Genomic DNA, 21,741 nt, shown 5'->3' on the forward strand with positions numbered 1-21,741 from the left:
GTCCTCAATTAAACCGATAGGGCTCTAAATGGGCACGCTTTGGAATGAGTAGCGCCCATTGATTGATAGTCAAGAAATTGGCTTTATATTGTTGCTTGCGGTTATCATCGAGTAGTAATTGAGACGTATTAACAGCTACTTCATACTTTGACCCAAGCGTATCGCTGCGGCAATATTGACCGCAGTCGTTTCGATATTTTTATAAGCGTTTTTAAATACCTTATCAATAGAATCTAATTTTTGAATACTAGGCATGACAACATCGAATTGGCTGGTCTGAGCAGGGTTGAGTCCGTCAACGCTACCACAAATAGCAATCACAGGTTTGTGACTAGACTTGGCGAGTTGACTAATACCGCTAGCTACTTTGCCCATAGCAGACTGCACGTCAAGCTTACCTTCGCCAGTAATAATCAGATCAGCATTTGCAATATGCTGTGATAAGTTGGTAACTTTTGCCACTGCATCAAAGCCTGATTTTAACTCAGCTTGGCAAAAGCTCATTAACGCATAGCCAAGACCACCTGCAGCACCAGCACCCGCTATGTCTTGGTAATTCTGATAGCCATGTTGCTCACATACACTCGAAAAATGCGTTAGCGCTTTATCCAAATCATTGATTTGTTGCGGGCTGGCGCCTTTTTGAGGGCCAAATATTGCACTGGCACCCAACTCGCCACATAAAGGGTTGGTGACATCACAGGCTACTTCAAATACTGTCTCCAGCACACTAGTATGGAAGTTTGTCGCATCTAATCGTTGCAAGTTGGCCAGCGCGCCGCCGCCTTGGGCTAACGTATTGTCGTCACTATCATGAAACGTCATGCCAAGCGCCATCAACATACCAAGACCGGCATCGTTGGTGGCACTACCGCCCAGACCGATAATGATGCGTTTAACGCCTTCATCTAAAGCATCCGCAATAAGTTCGCCAACGCCGTAACTACTCGTAATTAATGGATTTCTTTCTTCAGTCGTTAATAAATGCAGACCACAGGCTTGAGCGATTTCAATTACGGCTGTCTCATTTTTTAATAGCAGGTACTTGGCAGTAATTGGTCGCATGAGTGGATCGTTCACCACCACGTTTTTCCAGCGCCCACCTAGTACATAAGACAATACTGCAGAAGTTCCTTCACCGCCATCTGCCATGGGTAGCAGCTTATAGTCAGCGTCAGGAAACACTTGACTGAATCCAGACTGGATAGCGTGGCAGACATCCAATGCTTCTAGGCTTTCTTTAAATGAGTCAGGGGCGATTAAAATTTTCATGAAATACTCTACGATTATGCGAGTTGGAATTGTGCAATTAGGCCAATCATATCATTATAAATTGGATAATCTGCTACCATAGTCTCCTGTTTCATTTATAACCTTTAGGATGATTGCCTTGATCACATTTACTGCGCCCACTATTGCCAATATAGAAAACAATGACCTACGTCAGCAGCTACAACAAATTATAGATCTAAAAACCAAACCACTTGGCGCACTGGGTCGCTTAGAGACACTGGCACTGCAATTGGGCATGATCCAAGGGACGCTTACACCGAATATTACCCAACCACAGATTCGAGTGTTTGCCGCCGATCACGGTCTAACCAAGCATGGCACATCCGCGTATCCTAGTACGGTCACTGCGCAGATGGTTTATAACTTTTTGCAGGGCGGTGCTGCTATCAACGTTTTGGCGCGTCAGCACAATATCGAGCTAAAGGTAGTCGACGCTGGTGTAGATGCAGACTTTGCCAGTTCTCCTTTTAAAGACCATCCACAATTGCTCGATTACAAAGTCCGTCATGGTAGCCGAGATGCGCTAACAGAACCTGCCATGACAGAGCAGGAATGCTTAGCTGCGCTAGAAAACGGTATGAACGTAGTAAAGGATATGGTTGGCAACCTATTAATTGTCGGTGAGATGGGTATCGGTAATACTTCAGCGGCGAGTCTTTTATTGGCACGATTGGGTAATGTAGCAATTGCTGATTGTATTGGTCGTGGTACTGGTCTTGATGATGCAGGGCTACAGCATAAGACAGATATTTTAACGCAAGTATTAGCGCGGCACAGTGAAGTGCAAGCACCATTTGATATACTTGCGGCATTAGGCGGACTTGAGATAGCCATGATGGCAGGTGCGCTGATTCAGGCCGCCAGTGAACGCTGCATTTTATTAATCGATGGTTTTATTGCTAGTAGCGCGTTGTTGGCTGCTGAGCGCCTAGCGCCCGGTGTTGCTCAATATGCTATCTTTGCCCATCATTCGGTTGAACCGGGGCATGCGCATTTATTAAAGCTGCTGAATGCTGAGCCATTACTCAATATGGGTATGCGCTTGGGCGAGGGTAGTGGGGCCGCGCTTGCATACCCGCTATTGCAGTCAGCTTGTGCCATTATCAATGAGATGGCAAGCTTTAGTGAGGCGGGTATTAGTGAGCAAAATAACTAATGTCAAAGCCACTAAAGCAAGAATCAAAAAAGCTATCAAATCAACCAGAGCCTTCACAGCAGTCATTGTCTAAACTAAGTGTTGGGCAATTTATAAAGCATGAATGGCTATTATTACTGGTTGCCACTCAGTTTTTGACACGATTGCCTGTACCGTCATTCAAAAACTATAATCCGCAGTGGCTACACGAGAGCAGCCGTCATTTCCCCGCAGTCGGTTTGTTGGTTGGGTTACTTTGCGCTGGCGTGTTTTGGCTCGGTAGTATTTTATTTACGCCTCTAGTTGCTGCAGTACTGAGTACGGCTTTTGGGATTAAGCTTACGGGCGCTTTTCACGAAGATGGTCTTGCAGATAGCTGCGATGGTTTGGGCGGTGGTCTGACTCGCGAGCGCACGCTGACTATTATGAAAGACTCGCGCTTGGGCACCTATGGCGTGTTAGGTTTGGTGTCAGCATTACTGCTAAAGATTTCCTTATTAGCCAGCATGTCATTATCGGTGGCTATCGTCGCACTGATTATCGGACATACGGCTTCACGTTTGCTATGTATTAGCCTGCTTGCTCTATTGCCTTATGGCGGTGAGATAGAGCATGCCAAGGCCAAACCTATGGCGCAGCAGCTGACAGCGTTACAAGGATTGTTCAGTAGCGGCTGGTTACTGGTGGCAGGCGTTTTAATGATGGTTATATTTCCTAATGCCATACAGCAGATTGGCATCGGTCAATGGCTATTGGCCTTAGTGTTGGCTTTAGTTGCCACTGAGTATATGCGGCGCTTATTACGTAGGCGTCTTGATGGCTATACGGGTGATGGACTAGGGGCGACACAACAGCTTAGCGAAGTTGCGATATATGCAGGTTTGGCAGCGGCTATACCTTTTTTATAATTCAAAAGAAATCTTTAGAAAAGGCTAATTAATCAATGATTCTTTATATCTGGCGTCATCCAAAGCCTATTGCAGCTAATGGGTTTTGCATCGGACAGACGGATATCAATGTCGATAAACGCAAAATTAAGCGTCTGGCTAATAAAATACAGCGCTTTGCCCGTTTGCATCAGTTGCCTAAAGTCATTTGGGTAAGCCCATTACAACGCTCATTGAAAGTTGGGCAGATATTAGCGCAACGAGGTTTTCACTGTCGAGTCGCGCCTGAGCTTGTGGAGATTGATTTTGGCGAATGGGATGGACGACCTTGGGAGCAAATCGCTAAGCAAGAGATTGACGACTGGTGTGATAATTTTGCTGACTTTGCGCCCGATAATGGGGAAAGTTTGCAGGGGTTATTTGACCGTGTTGAAGGCTGGTTAAATAAAGCTTCAGCCGTACAAGACAACACATCAATACTAGCTGTCGGTCATGCTGGCTGGATAACAGCAGCTAAGATGATTGAAGCTGGACAGAGTGTGCCAAAGATAGCAGCTGATTGGTCTCGACCTGTAAGCTATCAGCAACGTAGTAGATTAGATTTTCATCCAAAAAAACTGGCCATATATGATGACCAGTCCTTGTAAAGAGCTATGATATGTACTCATAAATGAGCGTTTTATTAAGCTATCTTATCGAACCAAGCTTTTTTGCTTTGAGCAGTCATAGAATCGAAGCTGACATAAATACCTTTATCATCTAAAGTCGCATACCAATGATCGTCATTGCTACCCGTTAATAATTGAAAGTATTTATCATTAACGATCCGACCTACCGTATAGGTTTCACCTTCTAAATAAAAGTCATTACCTTGTGTGCAAAGTAACTTATCGTTAGTGCTTATCATATGATCCTGTCTTATCTATAAAAAAGATAGAATTATAATATCAACTTAATCAGTGACAATAAAGAGGCTTTCATAGGGAGTATCTTATTGTTAAGTATATGTTTTTAGGTTATTTGTTGCTGAATACTATCAACATAGACTTTGGTATGACAAAGAAGATTTGAATACGGGTTTTAGTCAGATATCAGCTGTATGAGGATCGCATCGTTATGGTTGCTTCATCTCTATACTATAGTCAGCTCAAAATAAAATTGTTATGGCCAGGACAAATATCATAAAACAATTTGGATAAGTCATTTTCCATCCAGCCTTGGCGTAGAAACTTCACCTGAGCCCATTTCTTTTCGATAGGGTTCAGATCAGGGCTGTAGGGTGGCAGCCATAGAATACGATGACCATGCCTGTTTAATAGTTTTTGAATACGCTTACTCTTATGAAATCTAGCATTATCCATTACAATCACGCATTTAGTTTTAAGACTTGGAATAAGTGTGAACTTGCACCAGTCGTAGAATATGCTGCTGTTAATGTTGTGCGTAAAGTAATCAATTGCAAACAGCATCTTTTCATACAGAGCACCGATAACGTTGGTTCGCTTTTTACCTTGCCAGTTGTAGCTATCGATACAAGGCTCACCAATCGGTGCATAGCCATGAGAGCGAATGGTCTCGTGCTCAAAGCCGCTTTCGTCCATATATACAATGGAGTAGCCTTGCTGCTTAAAGTGCTCAAGCTTATTCTGATATATCGCTCTTTTGATCGGACACGCTTTTGGATGTTCTAAAGTCTTTTTTTTGACTGATGCCTAGACGCTTTAGGGCATGATGAATGCCTGTTTTACTACAGTTTAGACGACGTGCTCGCTCATACTGGTAATCGTCGGGATGTTCTTTGACATCATTCAGTAGCACGTCATCTGGTATTTTATAGGGTTTGGTTTGCCTGGTTGTTTTGCTATGAACACGTCTCTTCCAGTTCTGTATGGTGGTTGGGCTGAGATTATAGAATTCAGCTGCCTCGGCAAAGGTCATACCATCATCTATACTTTTAAGAACTTGCATACGAAAATCTAGTGAGTAAGTCATGGTCTTTATAATAACAATTGAATTTGATAATTAGTTTATAACATTTTTAAGTGGGATTGACTATATTAAAAAAACAACAGAAAGGACATAAAAAAAGCCAGCAACATAAGTTACTGGCTCTTTTTTAGACTTGAACTAGGGCGTGTCTTCAATTCACTCGATAGTCATCTAAATGGGCTAAAAATGGCTAAATCTTGCCAAACATCGTCAAATAGCTTGTTAATATCCTGATATTATCTACGCTATTTTTCTTGTTTGACGGCAATTTATCTCATTTTTGTCGCCATTTTTGAAATGAAGACACGCCCTAGATATTTTGAAGATTACTCTTCAGAAGAGTTTTCGTTCTCGTCTTGTGCTTCGTCTTCTTCAGCTGAATCTTCGTTATCACCATCTTCAGAAAGAATGGTCACTAAGATGCTAGCAGTAACGTCATGGTGTAGTTGAATATCAACATTATATTCACCAATTTGACGTAAAGTGCCTTCAGGTAGCTTGATTTCAGCACGGTCTACTTCTAGACCTGAGTTAGTCAATGCTTCAGCGATATCGCGAGTACCGATAGAGCCAAATAGCTTGCCTTCGTCACCTGATTTAGCACGCATGATAACATTAACATCAGTCAATGCATCAGCACGTTCTTGAGCGATAGCGACTTCTTTAGCTTCTTCAGCTTCAAGCTCAGCACGACGTGCTTCGAACTTTTCAATGTTAGCTTTAGTAGCAGGTAGTGCTTTGCCCAAAGGGATAAGAAAGTTACGTCCGTAACCTGGTTTTACATCGACAGTTTCACCGAGTTTACCAAGGTTGACGATACGCTGTAACAAAATAATTTGCATGAGTCACTCCTAGTTAACGGTTAACCCTGATGGTTGTCAGTGTACGGAAGTAGCGCAAGATAGCGAGCTTGCTTGATAGCAGTCGCCAGCTGACGCTGGTATTTAGTAGACGTACCGGTAATGCGGCTTGGTACGATTTTGCCATTATCACTGATGTACTGTTTTAGCAATTCAACATCTTTATAATCGATGTGAGTGATGCCTTCAGCAGTGAAACGGCAGAATTTGCGACGGCGATAGAAACGTGCCATGAGTATTCTCCTTTAATTAGTCTTCACTGTTGTCGTTGTCGTCATTATCGTTTTCACGACTGTCTGGACGACGAGTAGTTGCTTTGCGTGCGCGTTTTTCATCGGCATTCTTGGCTAACTGCGACTCTTCAGTGACAGCGTCGTCACGGCGCATAACTAGGCTACGAATGATCGCGTCGTTATAACGGAATAATTCTTCAAGTTCAGCTAAAGTCTCACCGTCAGTTTCAACGTTGAAAAGAACGTAATGAGCTTTGTGGATTTTGTTGATCGGGTAAGCCAGTTGACGACGGCCCCAATCTTCTAGACGATGGATAACACCACCATTGTCTTGAACCAATTTGATATAGCGTTCGACCATGCCGACCACTTGGTCGCTTTGGTCTGGGTGTACAATTAACACCAGCTCGTAATGTCTCATTTGGACTCCTTACGGATTAGTAGCTATTAACCCTATGTTAATAGCAAGGAGATTTATAAGGTAAACTCAGTCTCATAGAGAGAGGGTAAGCTTAGGTTATAAAGCGCCATATTATAGCAGTAGTCAGGCACTAAAACAAAGGTTAATACGCGACTACTGCTAATAAACGAAAAAAGCAACGGCTAAGCGCTGCTTTTCTCATAGCATCTGTGTTTTTAAGGTGCGATATTTTTGACTATTTTACTTTTGGTTGTTTGACCAATTGACTGCTATCCGCTTTTACCACTAAGGTTTTGGCAAGTTTGTCATGCCAACCGATGTTTTGCGGGCTTTTAGACGCCATATAATAATGAATGGCAACAATCACAAAGCCTAAGAAGCTGGTGAATGAAAACAATAAGTTGTAAATGATAAACAACAGCAAAGTACGCGTACCGATAAGCTTAAGAAAAGAAGGCAAGCGGTGCGTGTTCTGATCCACTACCCGAATACCCGTAATCAGCTTACCTAATGATTGACCACGCAAAGTGATAAATATCAATTGTAGCGCAAACAAACCAAAGACCATGACTTGCGATATCATCAATGTGCTACTAGGAAGACTCTCCATCAGCGTCATCGAATATTGATAAGCGGTGTCCATATCTTGAATATTTTGGAATTTGCTATAATCCACATCCATTTTGGTCAATGCCAACACCAGTGGAAAGATAGCTAATAGGTATAATAAGCCATTGAGTGCAGTCGCCAATACGCGCGACATAATAGGCGCAAGCACCACATTGCCAACGACTTTGTCTTTGGCTGTACTTTTCTTATTGGTAGCCGTTTTATCTAATGACACGTTATTATGCGGTGTATGATGACGGTTGCTTGTCATATCTACTTTCACATTTTTAGCGTTATCTTTTGGACGTTCAGGCTTGCCATATAGTCTGTCTAATGACACGCTTTTTCCGTCTTTAGCGCTGCTGGTTTCAGCATCTTCGGGAAACACGGTGACATTATTGATAATAGAGTCATTAACTTCAGGGCTGCTGATATTGGCAGGTCGATACGCCCGTTGGTTATTGGTTAAATTGCCAACTCGCTGCCATTGGTCTAAGCCGTCGTGCCAGATCAAATCATCCAGCAAAACCTCACCAGATGTCAGCATAATATTGAGCTGATCCAAAGTGTATGGACCGGCTTGTACGTTATTTCGAGCTAGGAAAATCTGCATAATTGCCTGCATAGTTAGTCATATATTAAGTCGCTACTGTAAGACATAGTATTAGGGTCTATTCAAGATTTTTCAAATAGACCCTAATGGTTGTATCTTCAATGACTGTGTGAATTACCGCTGTGACTTAAGTTACGGCTTACTTTGCTTCTTCACCAGCTAAGAAGAACCACGTATCTAATACTGAATCAGGGTTCAATGACACTGAGCTGATACCTTGCTCCATGAGCCAGAACGCAAGATCTGGATGGTCTGATGGGCCTTGACCGCAGATACCGATATACTTATCAGCTTTGCGGCAAGCATCAATCGCCATAGACAGTAGTTTCTTAACAGCAGGGTCACGCTCATCAAATAGATGCGAGACGATACCTGAGTCACGGTCAAGACCAAGCGTTAACTGGGTCAAATCGTTTGAGCCGATTGAGAAACCATCGAAGTGTTCTAAGAACTCTTCTGCCAATAGCGCGTTGGTTGGTAGCTCACACATCATGATAATGCGTAGACCGTTTTCACCACGTTTCAGACCATTTTTCTCGAGCAACTCAATCACTTGAGCGGCTTCATCAACGGTACGCACGAATGGAATCATAATCTCGACGTGGGTCAGACCCATCTCGTCACGTACGCGCTTAAGGGCTTTACACTCAAGCTCAAAGCAATCGCGGAAGTTGTCAGAGACGTAGCGGCTAGCACCACGGAAACCAAGCATTGGGTTTTCTTCTGATGGCTCGTATAACTTACCACCCAACAAGTTAGCGTATTCGTTTGACTTAAAATCTGACATACGAACGATAACGGGCTGATCCATAAATGCTACAGCTAGCGTTGAGATGCCTTCGACCAATTTATCAACATAGAAATCAACTGGTGAGGCATAACCTGCGATACGCTCATTGATTGCTTGTGATATTTCACGTGGCAAGCTGTTCATATTTAGCAAGGCTTTTGGATGCACACCAATCATACGGTTGATGATGAATTCTAGACGTGCAAGACCAATACCTTCGTTCGGCATTTGGGTGAAAGAGAAGGCGCGATCTGGGTTACCAACGTTCATCATAATCTTAAAGGCAAGCTCTGGCATAGATTCAACAGAGTTGGTCTGTATTTCAAAATCAATCTGACTCTCGTAGATAAAGCCGGTGTCACCCTCAGCACAAGAAACGGTGACGTCTTGACCATCAACCAACAGTTCAGTGGCATTACCACAACCAACGATAGCTGGAACACCAAGCTCACGCGCAATAATAGCGGCGTGACAAGTACGACCACCACGGTTGGTGATGATGGCAGAGGCACGCTTCATGACTGGTTCCCAATCAGGATCAGTCATATCTGAAACTAAGACATCGCCATCTTGGACTTTGTCCATCTCATTTAAGTTGCTAACGATACGTACTTTGCCCGCACCAATGCGTTGACCAATTGAGCGGCCTTCACACAAGATTTTTGCATCAGTTGTATTAATGATATAGCGTTCCATGACATTGCTGTCTTGGCGGCTTTTTACGGTTTCTGGACGGGCTTGAACGATAAAGATTTCATTGGTATCGCCATCTTTGGCCCATTCGATGTCCATTGCTTGACCATAATGCTTTTCAATGGTCATTGCTTGCTTGGCAAGTGAGGTCAGCTCTTCGGTAGATAATGAGAACTGCATACGATCTTGTTTTTCGACATCGACGGTTTTGACAGATTTAGTCGTGCTGCCTTCGTCACCATAGATCATTTTCTTATGTTTGCTGCCTAGGTTACGGCGAATAACCGAAGGCTTGCCATTGGCTAGCAATTTCTTAGAGATATAGAATTCATCTGGGTTCACCGCACCCTGTACGACCATTTCACCTAGGCCATAGCTTGAAGTGATAAAGACGACTTGATCAAAGCCACTCTCGGTATCTAGGGTGAACATCACACCAGCGGCGCCAGTTTCTGAACGTACCATGCGTTGTACAGCAGCAGATAGAGCGACGCCTTCATGCTCAAAGCCTTTGTGCACGCGATAAGAGATAGCACGGTCGTTATAAAGAGACGCAAAAACTTCTTTAATCGCGATTAGGACGTTATCAATGCCGCGAATGTTTAAAAAAGTCTCTTGCTGACCGGCAAATGAGGCATCTGGCAAATCTTCGGCAGTCGCAGAAGAACGTACAGCAACGGCGATGTCTTCGCCGCCACTCATGGTTTCGAATGACTGACGCACTTCTTGCTCTAGATCGCTTGGCAGCTCTTGCTCAATAATCCACGTACGGATTTTTTTACCCGTAGCAGCCAGCTTATTCACATCATTCACATCTAATGTTTTTAGCTCGCTATTGATTTTGTCAAGTAAGCCTGTTTCTGTCAAAAAGCGATTGAACGCATTTGATGTGGTGGCAAAGCCGCCTGGAACGCTGACACCCAAATCAGATAAATGGCTGATCATCTCGCCAAGCGAGGCATTCTTGCCACCGACCATCTCAATGTCGTCTTTTCCTAGCTGATCAAGATTGATTACAAGTGCTGTAGATTGCGCTGCCATGATAACTCCAGAAAATAAGGTTATTTAGTAAAGATTATAACGGTCGATTATACCCCTATATTTAAAGAATTTCGAGACCTTGAACCAAAAAATTCGTCAAAAAGATACAAATTGTCGGGATTGCTACATAATTTATGGCAGCCGCCTGAGTATTTTATTTTTGAGATCCCTCTAAAATTTTAATATTACTAGCATAGCAGGGTGTCATTATGGTTATTTAAATGTCTAAAAATGAGTAAATGCTGGCCAAAATCGCTTTTACCGTTTTCATACTTATATTTTTCATACCTATATATAAGACACAATCTATAAAATATAAAACACAATCCATAAAATATAAAGTTAGGTTTTATATAGTCGATGAATAAAATCATGCAGCGCAATACAGACCGTAAAGGCGCGGGTGTGTCACTGTTTGCCGACAACATTGATTTCTATTGAGCCGCTATTATGCGTATAATGAAGCGTGCAATGACTTGCATAAATAACCTAACAAATAATTAAAATAGTAATATTGATTAAAAGACGAGCAAAAAGCGACAAGCTAACTCTAGGCCACTATTAGGGTTTTAACCGAGGTGTTAAAGAGGTGTTAAAGTTATGTACTCGAGCAATCTATCCGAACAAGATAAGCCCACGATTCAAAATCATGATGCGTTAAACTTAGACAATTCACAAACCATAAGAAGTGCGTTTTTTATCTCTGATGGTACGGCTATTACGGCTGAGACCCTTGGACGCGCTATTTTAAGTCAGTTTGCTTCAGTGCCTTTTGAGACCCGCGTGCTGCCCTATGTTGATAGCTTAGAGCGGGCTGAAGATGCCGTTGAGCAAATCAACATGGCTTATCAGCGCGATGGTGTGCTGCCTTTGGTGTTCGATACCATTGTCAGCCCTGAGATTCGCGAAAAAATTAACTCAGCAACCAGCTGTAATCTAGACATGTATGAGGGTTTGATTGGGCGTGTCGCTGAAGAGACTGGGGTAGAGCCAGACGGACATTCAGGTCATGCACACGATGATGTCGACTCTGAGACTTATAAAGAACGTATCGACGCGGTTCATTTTGCCTTGGATAATGATGATGGCGCACGTACGCGTCATTATAATGCTGCTGACATCATTTTGGTGGGCGTGTCACGCTCGGGTAAAACCCCAACGTCATTATACTTAGCCTTACAATTCGGTATCCGTGCGGCCAATTATCCGTTGACCGAAGATGACTTGTATGACAACCAATTGCCAAAAGCATTGCGTGAGCACAAAGACAAATTGTTCGGTCTGCTTATTGATACCGATCGTTTGGTCAAAATTCGTCAAGAGCGCCGTGCTGGTAGTCGTTACTCAAGCTATCAGCAGTGCCAGCAAGAGCAACGGGCGATACAAGGGATTTATATTACTCACGGTATTCCGAGCCTAGATGTCTCAGAGATGTCGGTGGAAGAGATTGCCACGCGTATCTTACAGATGACGGGTCTTAAACGCCGTATTGGCTAACGCTAGCGGCTGGTCATACGTCAGCGTTGACCAAAAAAATTTGTACCACTTTATATATGACAGTCTCATCTAAAACCATTTCACTTAAAACCATGCCTTTATCATATAGAGAATATTATGAGTTCACCTTATAAGTCTAGAAAGACACCTTTATTACTTACTAGCCTGTTGTTAAGCGCGGCTACTTTGCTTAGTGCTTGTCAGACGTCACCATTTGCACGCGAGCCGGTACCTGAGCCACGTTATATTCCAACTATCGTGTTAGGTGAAGCGCAAACGCTTACCGTGATGCCAAATCGTGTGGCATGTGCTTCGGCCTTACCGATGCAGTGCCTGCTGGCTAAATCGAGCAAAGATGGTAGCGTGTTTCAGATTCCTTATGATTGGATCGATGATTTTAAACCAAGCCTTGGCACTGAGTATGTGATTAGCGTGCGTCCACAAATAGATGAAGGCAAGCAAAGCTTGACAGGGCATTGGACATTGCAAAACATCCTATCACAACGTATGGTGGGCACTCCTTAGCAGCATGACCATGGCTCATCTAAGCAGTGATTCACTCATAGCCTAAAGACAGATAAATAAAGAAATAAAGAGGACACGATGGGAAGCAAAAAACCAAACGACGCTACCAATGATATCGGTGAAGACATTCATACTGAAGTGTCTAATAAAGAGAGCGGCACAGCGCCGACGCCTGAACGCACAGAAGGGCAAAACAAAAAAGAAAAAATCGAACAAACGCATGAGCAAGTCAACGATGACATCATGCACCATCCTGACTTAGTCAACCCGCTAGATGATACTCGTATTGATGTAAAGTCAGGCTTTACCAAAGACTCTGAGCGTATCAAGGGTGATAAGCATCAGTTTGAATATGATGCGGTGGTATTGGGCGCAGGTCCCGCTGGTGAAGCGGCTGCCATGAAGCTTGCTAAATCAGGCAAAAAAGTTGTAGTCATCGATCCACGTGAGCAAGTCGGGGGCAACTCTACTCATGTCGGCACGATTCCGAGTAAAGCCTTACGCCAATCGGTATTTAACTTGATTAACTTTCGCCGTGATCCGATGTTTACCAAAGCGATGGAGTATCACCAAGTACCGCTAAATAAGGTGCTTGCCAACGCCCGCAAAGTGATACGCAATCAAGTCAGTACCCATACCCGCTTTTATGAGCGCAATCAGATTGAAGTGATTCATGGCTGGGCAAGCTTTACCGACGCACATACCATCCGTGTCGAACTCGATGAAAATATCTTTGAAACCGTTACTTTTAATAAAGCCATTATTACGGTCGGTAGCCGTCCTTATCGGCCAGAGATTTTAGACTTCAATCATCCGCGCGTTTTTGACTCAGATAAAATCCTGCAAATGGATTATGTGGTCAAAAAAATCATCATCTATGGTGCTGGGGTCATTGGCTGTGAGTACGCCTCTATCTTTACTGGTCTGGGCTATAAAGTCGACTTGATCAACAATCAGAGCAAGCTACTCAGCTACTTAGACAGTGAAATCAGTGATGCGCTAGCGCATGACTTTAGACAATTTGGCGTTCTGATTCGCAACAACGAAGAGATCGATCATCTTGAAACTCACGATGATTGTGTCATTTTGCACTTAAAAAGTGGTAAGAAAATCAAGTCTGATGCGATCCTTTGGTCCAATGGTCGCTCAGGGAATACGGAAGGCTTAAACTTAGAAGCTATCGGCTTAGAAGCCAATAGTCGTGGTCAGCTAAAAGTGGATGATACCTACCGTACTGATATCGAAAATATCTATGCCGCTGGCGATGTGATTGGCTGGCCATCTCTGGCTTCTGCCGCTTATGACCAAGGTCGCTGTGCGGCAGCCTTTATGGTTGGTGATAGTGACGCAGAGCCAGTCTCGAGCGTCCCTACTGGTATTTATACCATTCCAGAAATCTCTAGTATCGGTAAGACCGAGCAGGAGCTAACGGATGAGCAAGTCCCTTATGAAGTAGGACAGGCTTTCTTTAAGCATCTAGCCCGTGCTCAGATCATCGGTGAGCGCACAGGCGTATTAAAGATACTATTCCACCGTGAGACCCTTGAGATATTGGGGATTCATTGCTACGGCAACCATGCCTCAGAGATTATCCATATTGGGCAGGCGGTCATGAAATGTAATAATACTCTTGAGTATTTCGTTAATACGACCTTTAACTATCCAACGATGGCAGAGGCTTATCGCGTCGCGGCACTCAATGGTCTTAACCGCGTTTTCTAAGCGGTAATAAAGACTGAGTTCATAAGTAAGAAAGCGCCTAACTATAATGTAGGCGCTTTTTTTATGTGTTAGGGCGTGTCCTCATTTTAGAAATGGTGATAAAAATGAGGTAAGTTGCAGTCAAACAAGGAAAATAGTGCAGATAATATCGATACATGATGCATTGCTGATATCCATTTTTCTTGCTTGCTGTGCCTGCGCAGACAGAGGCTGCAAAAAATTGATATCAGCAATACCGTTGTGTTTTTAGGATATTTTGACTGTATAAAGCTATAAGGCACTTATTTTTTGTGAGGTGCGCCAGCGAAATAGCAGCAGTAATGCAAAGTAAAATGCCCACAAGCCTGCCAGCGCATAAAAGCTCATAGCGACTTGAGCGATACTCGCGCCCATTTGATTAAGCTGCACAGAGGTATTGATAGCGGGGGTAGTCGGTATCAACCAACGTACAAACTGCAGTATTTCTGGTAGTTGGTCGGCAGGCCAAGGATAGCCACTGATAAAAAATAACGGTAGCGAGCTAAAGATTAAAATTTGCAAACTGCGCTCACGTTGCCGGAACCATAGTCCGAGCAAGCAGCCAAGCGTCGCGACGGTCGGACAAAATAATAGCAAGAATAACAAACTGCCAGCCATGTTTTGTCCGCGTGCATAATGATGTAGCTCAAACGCCCAGCCATAATAAAAGCAGCCGATGATAAAGCTTAGCGTGCTGAGCGCAGCAATACGTCCAAGCCAGCCGCGTATCGTAGTCCTGTGGCGGCGCTGCTCATACCAAGTACCGATCAGCATCGCAGTGGCCATGAGTAACGTCTGCTGCAAGATAATAATGGATACCGCTGGCACTACGTAAGCACCATAACCTTCGGTTTGGTTATATAAAGGAATAATCTGTAGCGGTACGGCTTGGGTGTTTTTGGCAGCGGTAGGCGAATACGCGCCTTTTGCCACGTTTTTTTTCACTTCAATGCCAGCGGATACTGTACTGACCGCTTTTAAAAATCCTAACTGTACGTTTTTATTTAAAATAAAATAACCACCATTACCCAGTACGCTCACGCTAGCCGCTTTACCCGATAGCACTTGCTGTTCAAGGCCACTGGGTATAACCATGTAACCGGCGATTTGATCCGACCATATGGCCTCAATGGCATCTTGCTCATTGACAAAGCGCTGGGTATTTAATTGCGGGCTGGCACTCGCATAACGGACAATTGTCCGAGATAAGTTGCTATTGTCTTTATCGATAATACCAACGGGTACGTGATTGACTACTTCAGTGGAATACGGCCATGGATAAAAGAAGCCATAAATAATAGGGGCGATAATCAACATCAAAACCACGCCTTTATCGGTAAAGATGTCTTTGAGAGTCTGTAAAAAACTGCCCAAGAAGCTCTGTGACGATGACAACGTGGCTGATTGCGCAGGCGTCTTTAGTGGCTTGTTTTTCGGTAATGATGACATTAGCGTGCTCCCCAACGTTCAGGATGTGCCAGTGCGCGTTTGCTTAACACAGCAGTCAGACCCATAGCAATAATGGTCGCTAGTGTTAGTCCGTAAATGATTGGCAGCGATATGGCAACAGGGGCGTTCATCTGTAATTGGGCGATATGTAGTTTTAAATAATGGGTGAGCGGTAGGGCATTTGACCAGTGCTGGGCGCTATCACTAATGGCGATATAAGGAAAAGTGACGCCTGCAAAAGCGTAAGAAGGTGCCGAAATAAAGCCTGTAGATGACAAGCCCATGCGCAACGAAAATGAGCCTAAGGTAAATATGGCTCCCAGCCAAAATGACAGCATCATCAGTAATACTAGACCGATATAAGTGACAATAATTGAAGCGAGAGCGACCGCTTGTTGCGGCGTGGCGAGCCATAGCGCCAATGCGGACCAAATACTGTAAGCCAACATCGGCCAAAAATATTTGCCTAATAAGCCAAATACTAGGACGGCAATACTCACTTGCTGAGTTTTTTTGATCGCTGCTAATGGTTTGGTTGCATCGCTACGGCTTTGCTTATGGTCTAGTGTAGAGACTGTGTCACTGTCTACGAGTGCCGTCAAATCGGGTCGACCGGTATCAATAAAAGTGTACCAGCGTCCGATGCGTCTATCCCGCAACTCGCGTCCAATCGTCGTTGCGCCAATAACCATCGCCAAAATATGAAGCAGCGCAGGAATCACGGTGGAGGCTAAGAACTGCTGATAATCGGTTGCCGCATTAAACAAACTGATGCGCTGAATACTGATTGGTGAGTAAGCAATCGCCGCTTGCGAGGGTGCCATGCCTTGTTTAACCAACCGCTGTATCTCAACGCCAGCAGATAAGGTACCAGCGACAGACTGAACGCTTTTTTGAATGATACCCGAGTGTGTACCATACTGGGCATTTACTTGTAAAATCAGCGGTGCTGGTTTGCTAGACAAAATATTACGCGAAAAATCCTCAGGGATAATCACGACTGCATAAATATCTCGTTGCAGGATTGCCGCTTCAGCAGCGGCGGGCGAGTGATAAAGTTGTCTGACAGTGATATCAGGACTGGCCTCAAGGTAGCGCACAGCGGTATTGGCAATCGGGCTATTGTCTTGATCAATTACCCCAATCGGCAAGTTGGTAATTTGCGTTTGCGAAAAAATCCACCAAATCAGCAGCACCGTGACCAAGGGTATCCAAATCACCATGGCAAAATCCCAAGGATTTTTGGCTAAAAATCGCCGCTCGTACACGGCACTACGTACAAAAGCATCCCTGAGCTGAGCTTTACGCATGGCTTACTCTTGGCTCTGATTGGCAGCGGTTGGATTGATACGGACGATGACACTCATTCCCGAACGAATCCGCGCATCAGGTTTGCTCGGTCGCGCCTTGACCTCAAAGGTACGTACATCAAAGCCATCATCATTATTGGTGGGTCGCCACGTTGCAAAGTCAGACAATGTAGACGTTGCATAGACAGTAAACTGTTTGCTGTAAGGCTTGTCCGCTGATGATAATGCGGGAATAGTACCGGTAAATTGCTGACCAATGGCAAACTGGTTCAAATAGGTTTCAGTGACATTCAGTACCACCCATTGATCGTTGGTATTGACCAACGTTAATAGCGGTACACCTTGACCAATAACTTCACCGGCACTGACTATTACGTTATCCACGATACCAGCAATCGGGCTTTTTAAGTTGGCTTCTTTTTTTGCAGCCAGTGCCTCATCTAACTGAGCATCGACTTGCGCCACTTGGGCGCTAGCGGCAGATTTGTCTTCACTGCGCGCACCTTCCATTGCCAAGTCGTACTGCAAACGTGCGGCCTCGGTTTGATCTTGGGTTGCAAGATACTGGGCATAAGCTTCATCGCGCTTTTGTCTTGCCATGAGACCTTCTTCATAAAGGCGATTGACACGCTGATAGGTATTTTCTGCCAAGTCAGAGGCCGCTTTATTGGCTTGCCACGCCGCCTTTGCTTGGGCAATCTCTTGCGGACGTGCGCCATTTTCGGCTTTGTCCAGCTGACTTTGTGCCATCTGCTTACCAGCCTCAGCCTGATTAATCTTTGCATTAATCTCAGGCGAATCCATCTCAATCAATTGCTGGCCAACCGTCACCTCATCCCCTTCAGTGACCATAATCTGAGCGATACGCCCTGGTACTTTTGCAGCGATGGAGGTTTGCTGCATTTGCATTTGCCCTTGTAGGGTAATGATGTCAGGTTCGCTGCTTTGGTTACTTTTATACAAACCATAAGCGATAACGCCTAAGGCAATCAGCACGAATAAGGCAAGCAACGCCTTTTTTATCATGGCCGACTTGTCAGATTTAGGATTATCACGATAAGTAGGCGTTGCCTGTTCTGGTTCCACGTCAGGTATGTCTTCTGCAGAATCGACTGACGGCTGATCATTATGAGACAGCGTTGACTCATCAGTCGAACCAGTTGATTTGCGTGAGTCGTCTGATTCGTTTGGAAATTCAGTCATGACAGTGAGATTCCTAAAGCAATAAAGTTGAGAGTGAAAAGGGTAGGGTAAAGTCGTTTTGACCTAGTACACTCGAATAGCATAAGGCTTGGCGTTTTCTATGGTTTCAAAATTAAAAATAGCACCAAAAGCGACAATAAATGCTGAGTAATAAAGCCACAGCATAATGACTACCGCTGCTGAAAGTGCACCAAATTCAGCGCTATAGTTATTAAAATTTTGCACATAAATCGAAAATAACACAGACAATAGAATCCAGAGAACGGTAGCTAAGGCAGCGCCTGGCACTAGATTTTTTAGCGCTACGGCGTCACGGTTTGGCGCAAAACGATATAGGCTTAAGAAGCTTAAGAATATAATACTAGCCAATATCGGCCATCTACTCCAAAGCGCAATGGTCTTAGCGATTTGCGGAAAAGGAAAATAAGCCGCCGCCAAAGGAATAATAGCGATAGAGGAGATGGCTATAATCAAGACCACAACGGCAGCAAAGGTTAAACTAAGTGCTCGAATGGTGCCCTGTATAAAGCTGCGCTCTTGAGTGATATGAAAGGCAATATTAACCAGGATAATTAAGGATTTTATGCCTTTGGAGCCTGCATACAGGGCTAGTAGCGTCGATACAATCAAACCAAAAGTCAGTTTGGATGCGGTGTTCGAAGCCAGCTCGCTTAAGCGTGAATTAAGAATCTCATAGACAGACTCAGGGATAAACGGACGTAAAAGTGAAATCTGCTCTTGCATCTCAACAGGTGAAAAAGCGAGACCATAAAGCAGTACAAACACGGCCATTGCTGGAAAAATAGATAAAAAACCAAAAAATCCTACGTTCGCGCAATGTGCCCAAACATTAGAATTGTTTGCTATACGCCATGTTTGAAGCAAGTGCGGTAGCCAATGGGTTACTTTAAAAGTCAGTTTTTTCATAAAACGCTTATTCACAGTAGAGCTAGGGTTAGTAGTATCGTAAGGTCAGTAACAATATAGCCATTATCCATTTAATCATCATCAGCATAAGCGCTTATCAAAACGCTCTATTACTCATCACACGAGATTATTATTCACTATATAAGGTAGGTAACTGAATATCTGCTGCATTAAGATAGGCGTTAAAGGCCAGTGGCGTCCCGCAACTTTGCATAAGGGCAGCAAGCGCTTGCACATAACTGTTGGCTGCCTGAGCTTGTTCAGTTCGTGCTTTGAGAGACTGGGTTTGTGCTTGCACCACGTCAACCGTTGTATTTACGCCTTCTTGAAGACCTAACTGACGCAAGCGCAATACTTCTGCTGCCAAGTCAACATTGCTCTGTAATGCCTGATAACGTGACTGGGCATTATTGACATCGTGCCAGTTTTTTTCGACCAGCAGTAGTAGATTGTCACTGACTTCAATTTCAGAAAGATCTGCTTGGCGTATTTGTGCATTGCTTGATGCCAATGATGCTGTTTTATCGAGTCCGCCCCATAGCTTCCAAGTGGCAGAAATACCAGCGACCCAACTGGGATCTTTTTCGACTTGTCCGTAGCCGTATAGCATGACGGTCGGCTTGTAACCGGTATCTGATAGCGCATGCAGTTGCTGAGCCTGTGCGCGTTTGGCGGCGACTTTTTGTAACCCCGGATGATTGCTAAGTGCCAAGTCTTGGAAGTAGCTCACATCAGGTAGGGGGCGACTGGAAACAAACAAAGGCGTCGTCGGTTTGATACGATAGTCGGTACGCAATAGCCGCTGCAAAGCAATCATCGCAAGGCGAGCATCGTTATTGGCATTGACGGATTCGCTTTTGGCATCGGCTAAGGCAGACTGCGCTTCTAGGCGATCCACACGTGAGATAAAACCTTCTTCAAACAGGCGCTGCGCCATATGGTCGGTCTGCTGCAAGGTATCATAAGCATCTTCACGCAAGTAGGCGGCAATGATGGCGAGCTGCGCCTTAAAATAGCGCTCAATCAAGGTGTTATAAAGCTCGTTCTTATCGAGTAGGCTATCTGCGACCGCTTCTTGGGTGCGGGCATCGGACGCGCCTGTTAACGCTGTTGTCCGCCCAGCAGTATAAATAGGCCAAACAACGCCAATACCTGCGCCCGTCGTTGAGCCTGAACGATTAAAATCATAAGAATTTGGGAGGCGTTCACCGACCAATTCACCAAAATTTGGCAAATCTGTGGTTGGCGGAGCGGGGATAACGTCATCGACGCCATTATTGATCTCATTGACGATGCCGTTTTTGAGCGATGATAAATCAATGTCTTCTTCTACATGGTAGGCACTGGCAGATACGCGGGCGAACACCAATGGGTTGTCTATGGTCTTGAGGGCATCAGTTTGAAATTGACTGGCAGCAATAGCGGCTTCATTGGCCGCAAGCTTTGGCGAGACTTGTAATAAGATGTTTTGCGCCTGCTCAAGACTCAAAAAGCTAGAGACTTCTAAAGGGTAGCTATTATCAACCGCTTTGTGCGTGATGGGATCTATCAGTGTGGTTAAATTGCTTTTCTGCTCAATGCCTTTTAGCTCAATGCTTTGGTTATGAATAGTCGTCGCAGTGTTATTGACTACAGATTTATTATCTGCTGGCGCGATGGTATTGGTCTGGACGGCTGCCGTATGGCCAGTCTGCAATGGATTGTCAGCGTCAACGATCTGGGTTACCGTGACTGCTGGCACGTCATTCTGTGGCTCAACGTCATCCACGTTAGCGCTTACCGAGGTGGCGACGGACATCCCCATGAGCATAACCGTAATCACAGCAGTAGACAGAGTTGATAATGCAAATTTCATAAGTCACATAAGCCATTAATTAGAATGCAAAGTTTTTTAAAACAACGCGCTATATTCAGCATTTTGATCGATCACACAATAGCGTCGTTACGCTATTATATAGTCAGCTCAAAATAAAATTGTTATGGTTAGGACAAACATCATAAAACAATTTGGATAAGTCGTTTTCCATCCAGCCTTGGCGTAGAAACTTCACCTGAGCCCATTTCTTCTCAATAGGGTTCAAATCAGGGCTGTACGGCGGCAGCCATAGAATACGATGACCATGCCTATTCAGTAGCTTTTGAATACGCTTACTCTTATGAAATCTGGCATTATCCATCACAATCACGCATTTGGTTTTAAGACTTGGGATTAGCTTGTGTTTGCACCAGTGATAGAAGACGATGCTGTTGATGTTGTGCTTAAAGTAATCTAGGGCAAACAGCATCTTTTCATATAGAGCACCGATAACGTTGGTTCGCCTTTTACCTTGCCAGTTGTAGCTATCGATACAAGGCTCACCAATCGGTGCATAGCCATGAGAGCGAATGGTCTCGTGCTCAAAGCCGCTTTCGTCCATATATACAATGGGGTAGCCTTGCTGCTTAAAGTGCTCAAGCTTATTCTGATATATCGCTCTTTTGATCGGACAGGCTTTTGGATGTTCTAAAGTCTTTTTTTTGACTGAT

At 44.2% G+C, this 21,741-nt stretch carries 21 protein-coding genes; 6 read left to right on the forward strand and 15 right to left on the reverse strand.

Features of this window, described 5'->3' with window-relative positions; all coding sequences use genetic code 11:
• Positions 1-135 precede the first annotated feature (135 nt).
• Complete coding sequence (locus W293_RS0115695; RefSeq protein ID WP_025653331.1) at positions 136-1,272, reverse strand: glycerate kinase; 1,137 nt, start codon at positions 1,270-1,272, stop codon at positions 136-138.
• A 109-nt stretch (positions 1,273-1,381) separates the two neighbouring features.
• Here W293_RS0115695 and cobT point away from each other — a divergent pair, with 109 nt between their 5' ends.
• The 3 genes from cobT to W293_RS0115715 are packed head-to-tail and all read left to right on the forward strand — an operon-like array spanning position 1,382 to position 3,962.
• Positions 1,382-2,449 carry a nicotinate-nucleotide--dimethylbenzimidazole phosphoribosyltransferase gene (gene cobT, locus W293_RS0115705; RefSeq protein WP_037026424.1) on the forward strand — a complete coding sequence of 356 codons (1,068 nt, stop codon included), beginning with the start codon at positions 1,382-1,384 and terminating at the stop codon, positions 2,447-2,449.
• Positions 2,449-3,336, forward strand: a complete 888-nt coding sequence (cobS, locus tag W293_RS0115710) for an adenosylcobinamide-GDP ribazoletransferase (protein WP_051395176.1) — start codon at positions 2,449-2,451, stop codon at positions 3,334-3,336. Before cobT ends, cobS begins: the two co-directional genes overlap by 1 nt.
• Before the next feature lie 35 nt (positions 3,337-3,371).
• A complete protein-coding gene (locus tag W293_RS0115715; protein WP_025653334.1) occupies positions 3,372-3,962 on the forward strand; it encodes a histidine phosphatase family protein in 591 nt (196 codons plus the stop codon).
• Between the two features lie 35 nt (positions 3,963-3,997).
• Here the strand turns inward: W293_RS0115715 and W293_RS0115720 are convergent, their stop codons facing one another.
• The 8 genes from W293_RS0115720 to ppsA form a co-directional block, all read right to left on the reverse strand.
• Positions 3,998-4,222, reverse strand: coding sequence for a hypothetical protein (locus W293_RS0115720; protein ID WP_025653335.1), 225 nt, complete (start codon positions 4,220-4,222; stop codon positions 3,998-4,000).
• Between the two features lie 235 nt (positions 4,223-4,457).
• The gene (locus W293_RS0115725) at positions 4,458-4,982 is read right to left on the reverse strand and encodes an IS630 family transposase (protein ID WP_156915680.1); all 525 of its coding nucleotides are present in this window, start codon (positions 4,980-4,982) and stop codon (positions 4,458-4,460) included.
• Positions 4,957-5,307 carry an IS630 transposase-related protein gene (locus tag W293_RS0115730; RefSeq protein ID WP_025653338.1) on the reverse strand — a complete coding sequence of 117 codons (351 nt, stop codon included), beginning with the start codon at positions 5,305-5,307 and terminating at the stop codon, positions 4,957-4,959. Before W293_RS0115730 ends, W293_RS0115725 begins: the two co-directional genes overlap by 26 nt.
• Before the next feature lie 323 nt (positions 5,308-5,630).
• A complete protein-coding gene (gene rplI / locus W293_RS0115735) occupies positions 5,631-6,146 on the reverse strand; it encodes a 50S ribosomal protein L9 (protein WP_025653339.1) in 516 nt (171 codons plus the stop codon).
• Between the two features lie 20 nt (positions 6,147-6,166).
• Entirely contained in the window at positions 6,167-6,397 is a 231-nt protein-coding gene (gene rpsR / locus W293_RS0115740) for a 30S ribosomal protein S18 (protein WP_025653340.1), read from the reverse strand.
• A gap of 16 nt (positions 6,398-6,413) precedes the next feature.
• Positions 6,414-6,818, reverse strand: a complete 405-nt coding sequence (rpsF, locus tag W293_RS0115745) for a 30S ribosomal protein S6 (RefSeq protein WP_025653341.1) — start codon at positions 6,816-6,818, stop codon at positions 6,414-6,416.
• 235 nt (positions 6,819-7,053) lie between these two features.
• A complete protein-coding gene (locus tag W293_RS0115750; RefSeq protein ID WP_227502416.1) occupies positions 7,054-8,040 on the reverse strand; it encodes an RDD family protein in 987 nt (328 codons plus the stop codon).
• Between the two features lie 139 nt (positions 8,041-8,179).
• A complete protein-coding gene (gene ppsA / locus W293_RS0115755; RefSeq protein ID WP_025653345.1) occupies positions 8,180-10,564 on the reverse strand; it encodes a phosphoenolpyruvate synthase in 2,385 nt (794 codons plus the stop codon).
• Between the two features lie 600 nt (positions 10,565-11,164).
• On the opposite strand from ppsA, the gene W293_RS0115770 reads away from it, so the two are divergent.
• The 3 genes from W293_RS0115770 (at position 11,165) to sthA (ending at position 14,308) form a co-directional block, all read left to right on the forward strand.
• Positions 11,165-12,061 (forward strand): pyruvate, water dikinase regulatory protein, encoded by an 897-nt coding sequence (locus tag W293_RS0115770; RefSeq protein WP_025653347.1) that lies wholly within the window; start codon positions 11,165-11,167, stop codon positions 12,059-12,061.
• 117 nt (positions 12,062-12,178) lie between these two features.
• Positions 12,179-12,586 (forward strand): DUF4377 domain-containing protein, encoded by a 408-nt coding sequence (locus W293_RS0115780; protein WP_025653348.1) that lies wholly within the window; start codon positions 12,179-12,181, stop codon positions 12,584-12,586.
• Positions 12,587-12,664: 78 nt separating this feature from the next.
• Positions 12,665-14,308, forward strand: a complete 1,644-nt coding sequence (gene sthA / locus W293_RS0115785) for a Si-specific NAD(P)(+) transhydrogenase (RefSeq protein WP_025653349.1) — start codon at positions 12,665-12,667, stop codon at positions 14,306-14,308.
• Positions 14,309-14,578: 270 nt separating this feature from the next.
• Here sthA and W293_RS0115790 read toward each other — a convergent pair whose 3' ends face one another.
• The 6 genes from W293_RS0115790 to W293_RS0115815 form a co-directional block, all read right to left on the reverse strand.
• Positions 14,579-15,775, reverse strand: coding sequence for an ABC transporter permease (locus tag W293_RS0115790; RefSeq protein ID WP_025653350.1), 1,197 nt, complete (start codon positions 15,773-15,775; stop codon positions 14,579-14,581).
• Positions 15,775-17,085, reverse strand: coding sequence for an ABC transporter permease (locus W293_RS0115795; RefSeq protein WP_025653351.1), 1,311 nt, complete (start codon positions 17,083-17,085; stop codon positions 15,775-15,777). Before W293_RS0115795 ends, W293_RS0115790 begins: the two co-directional genes overlap by 1 nt.
• A 3-nt stretch (positions 17,086-17,088) precedes the next feature.
• Complete coding sequence (locus W293_RS0115800; protein ID WP_025653352.1) at positions 17,089-18,288, reverse strand: HlyD family secretion protein; 1,200 nt, start codon at positions 18,286-18,288, stop codon at positions 17,089-17,091.
• A gap of 63 nt (positions 18,289-18,351) precedes the next feature.
• The gene (locus tag W293_RS0115805; RefSeq protein WP_025653353.1) at positions 18,352-19,215 is read right to left on the reverse strand and encodes a YihY/virulence factor BrkB family protein; all 864 of its coding nucleotides are present in this window, start codon (positions 19,213-19,215) and stop codon (positions 18,352-18,354) included.
• A 130-nt stretch (positions 19,216-19,345) separates the two neighbouring features.
• The gene (locus tag W293_RS0115810) at positions 19,346-21,070 is read right to left on the reverse strand and encodes a TolC family protein (protein ID WP_025653354.1); all 1,725 of its coding nucleotides are present in this window, start codon (positions 21,068-21,070) and stop codon (positions 19,346-19,348) included.
• Positions 21,071-21,173: 103 nt separating this feature from the next.
• The coding region (locus W293_RS0115815; protein WP_156916403.1) for an IS630 family transposase at positions 21,174-21,741 on the reverse strand (568 nt) is incomplete at its 5' end.

This window comes from Psychrobacter sp. TB67, from assembly GCF_000511065.1.
Taxonomy (GTDB): domain Bacteria; phylum Pseudomonadota; class Gammaproteobacteria; order Pseudomonadales; family Moraxellaceae; genus Psychrobacter; species Psychrobacter okhotskensis.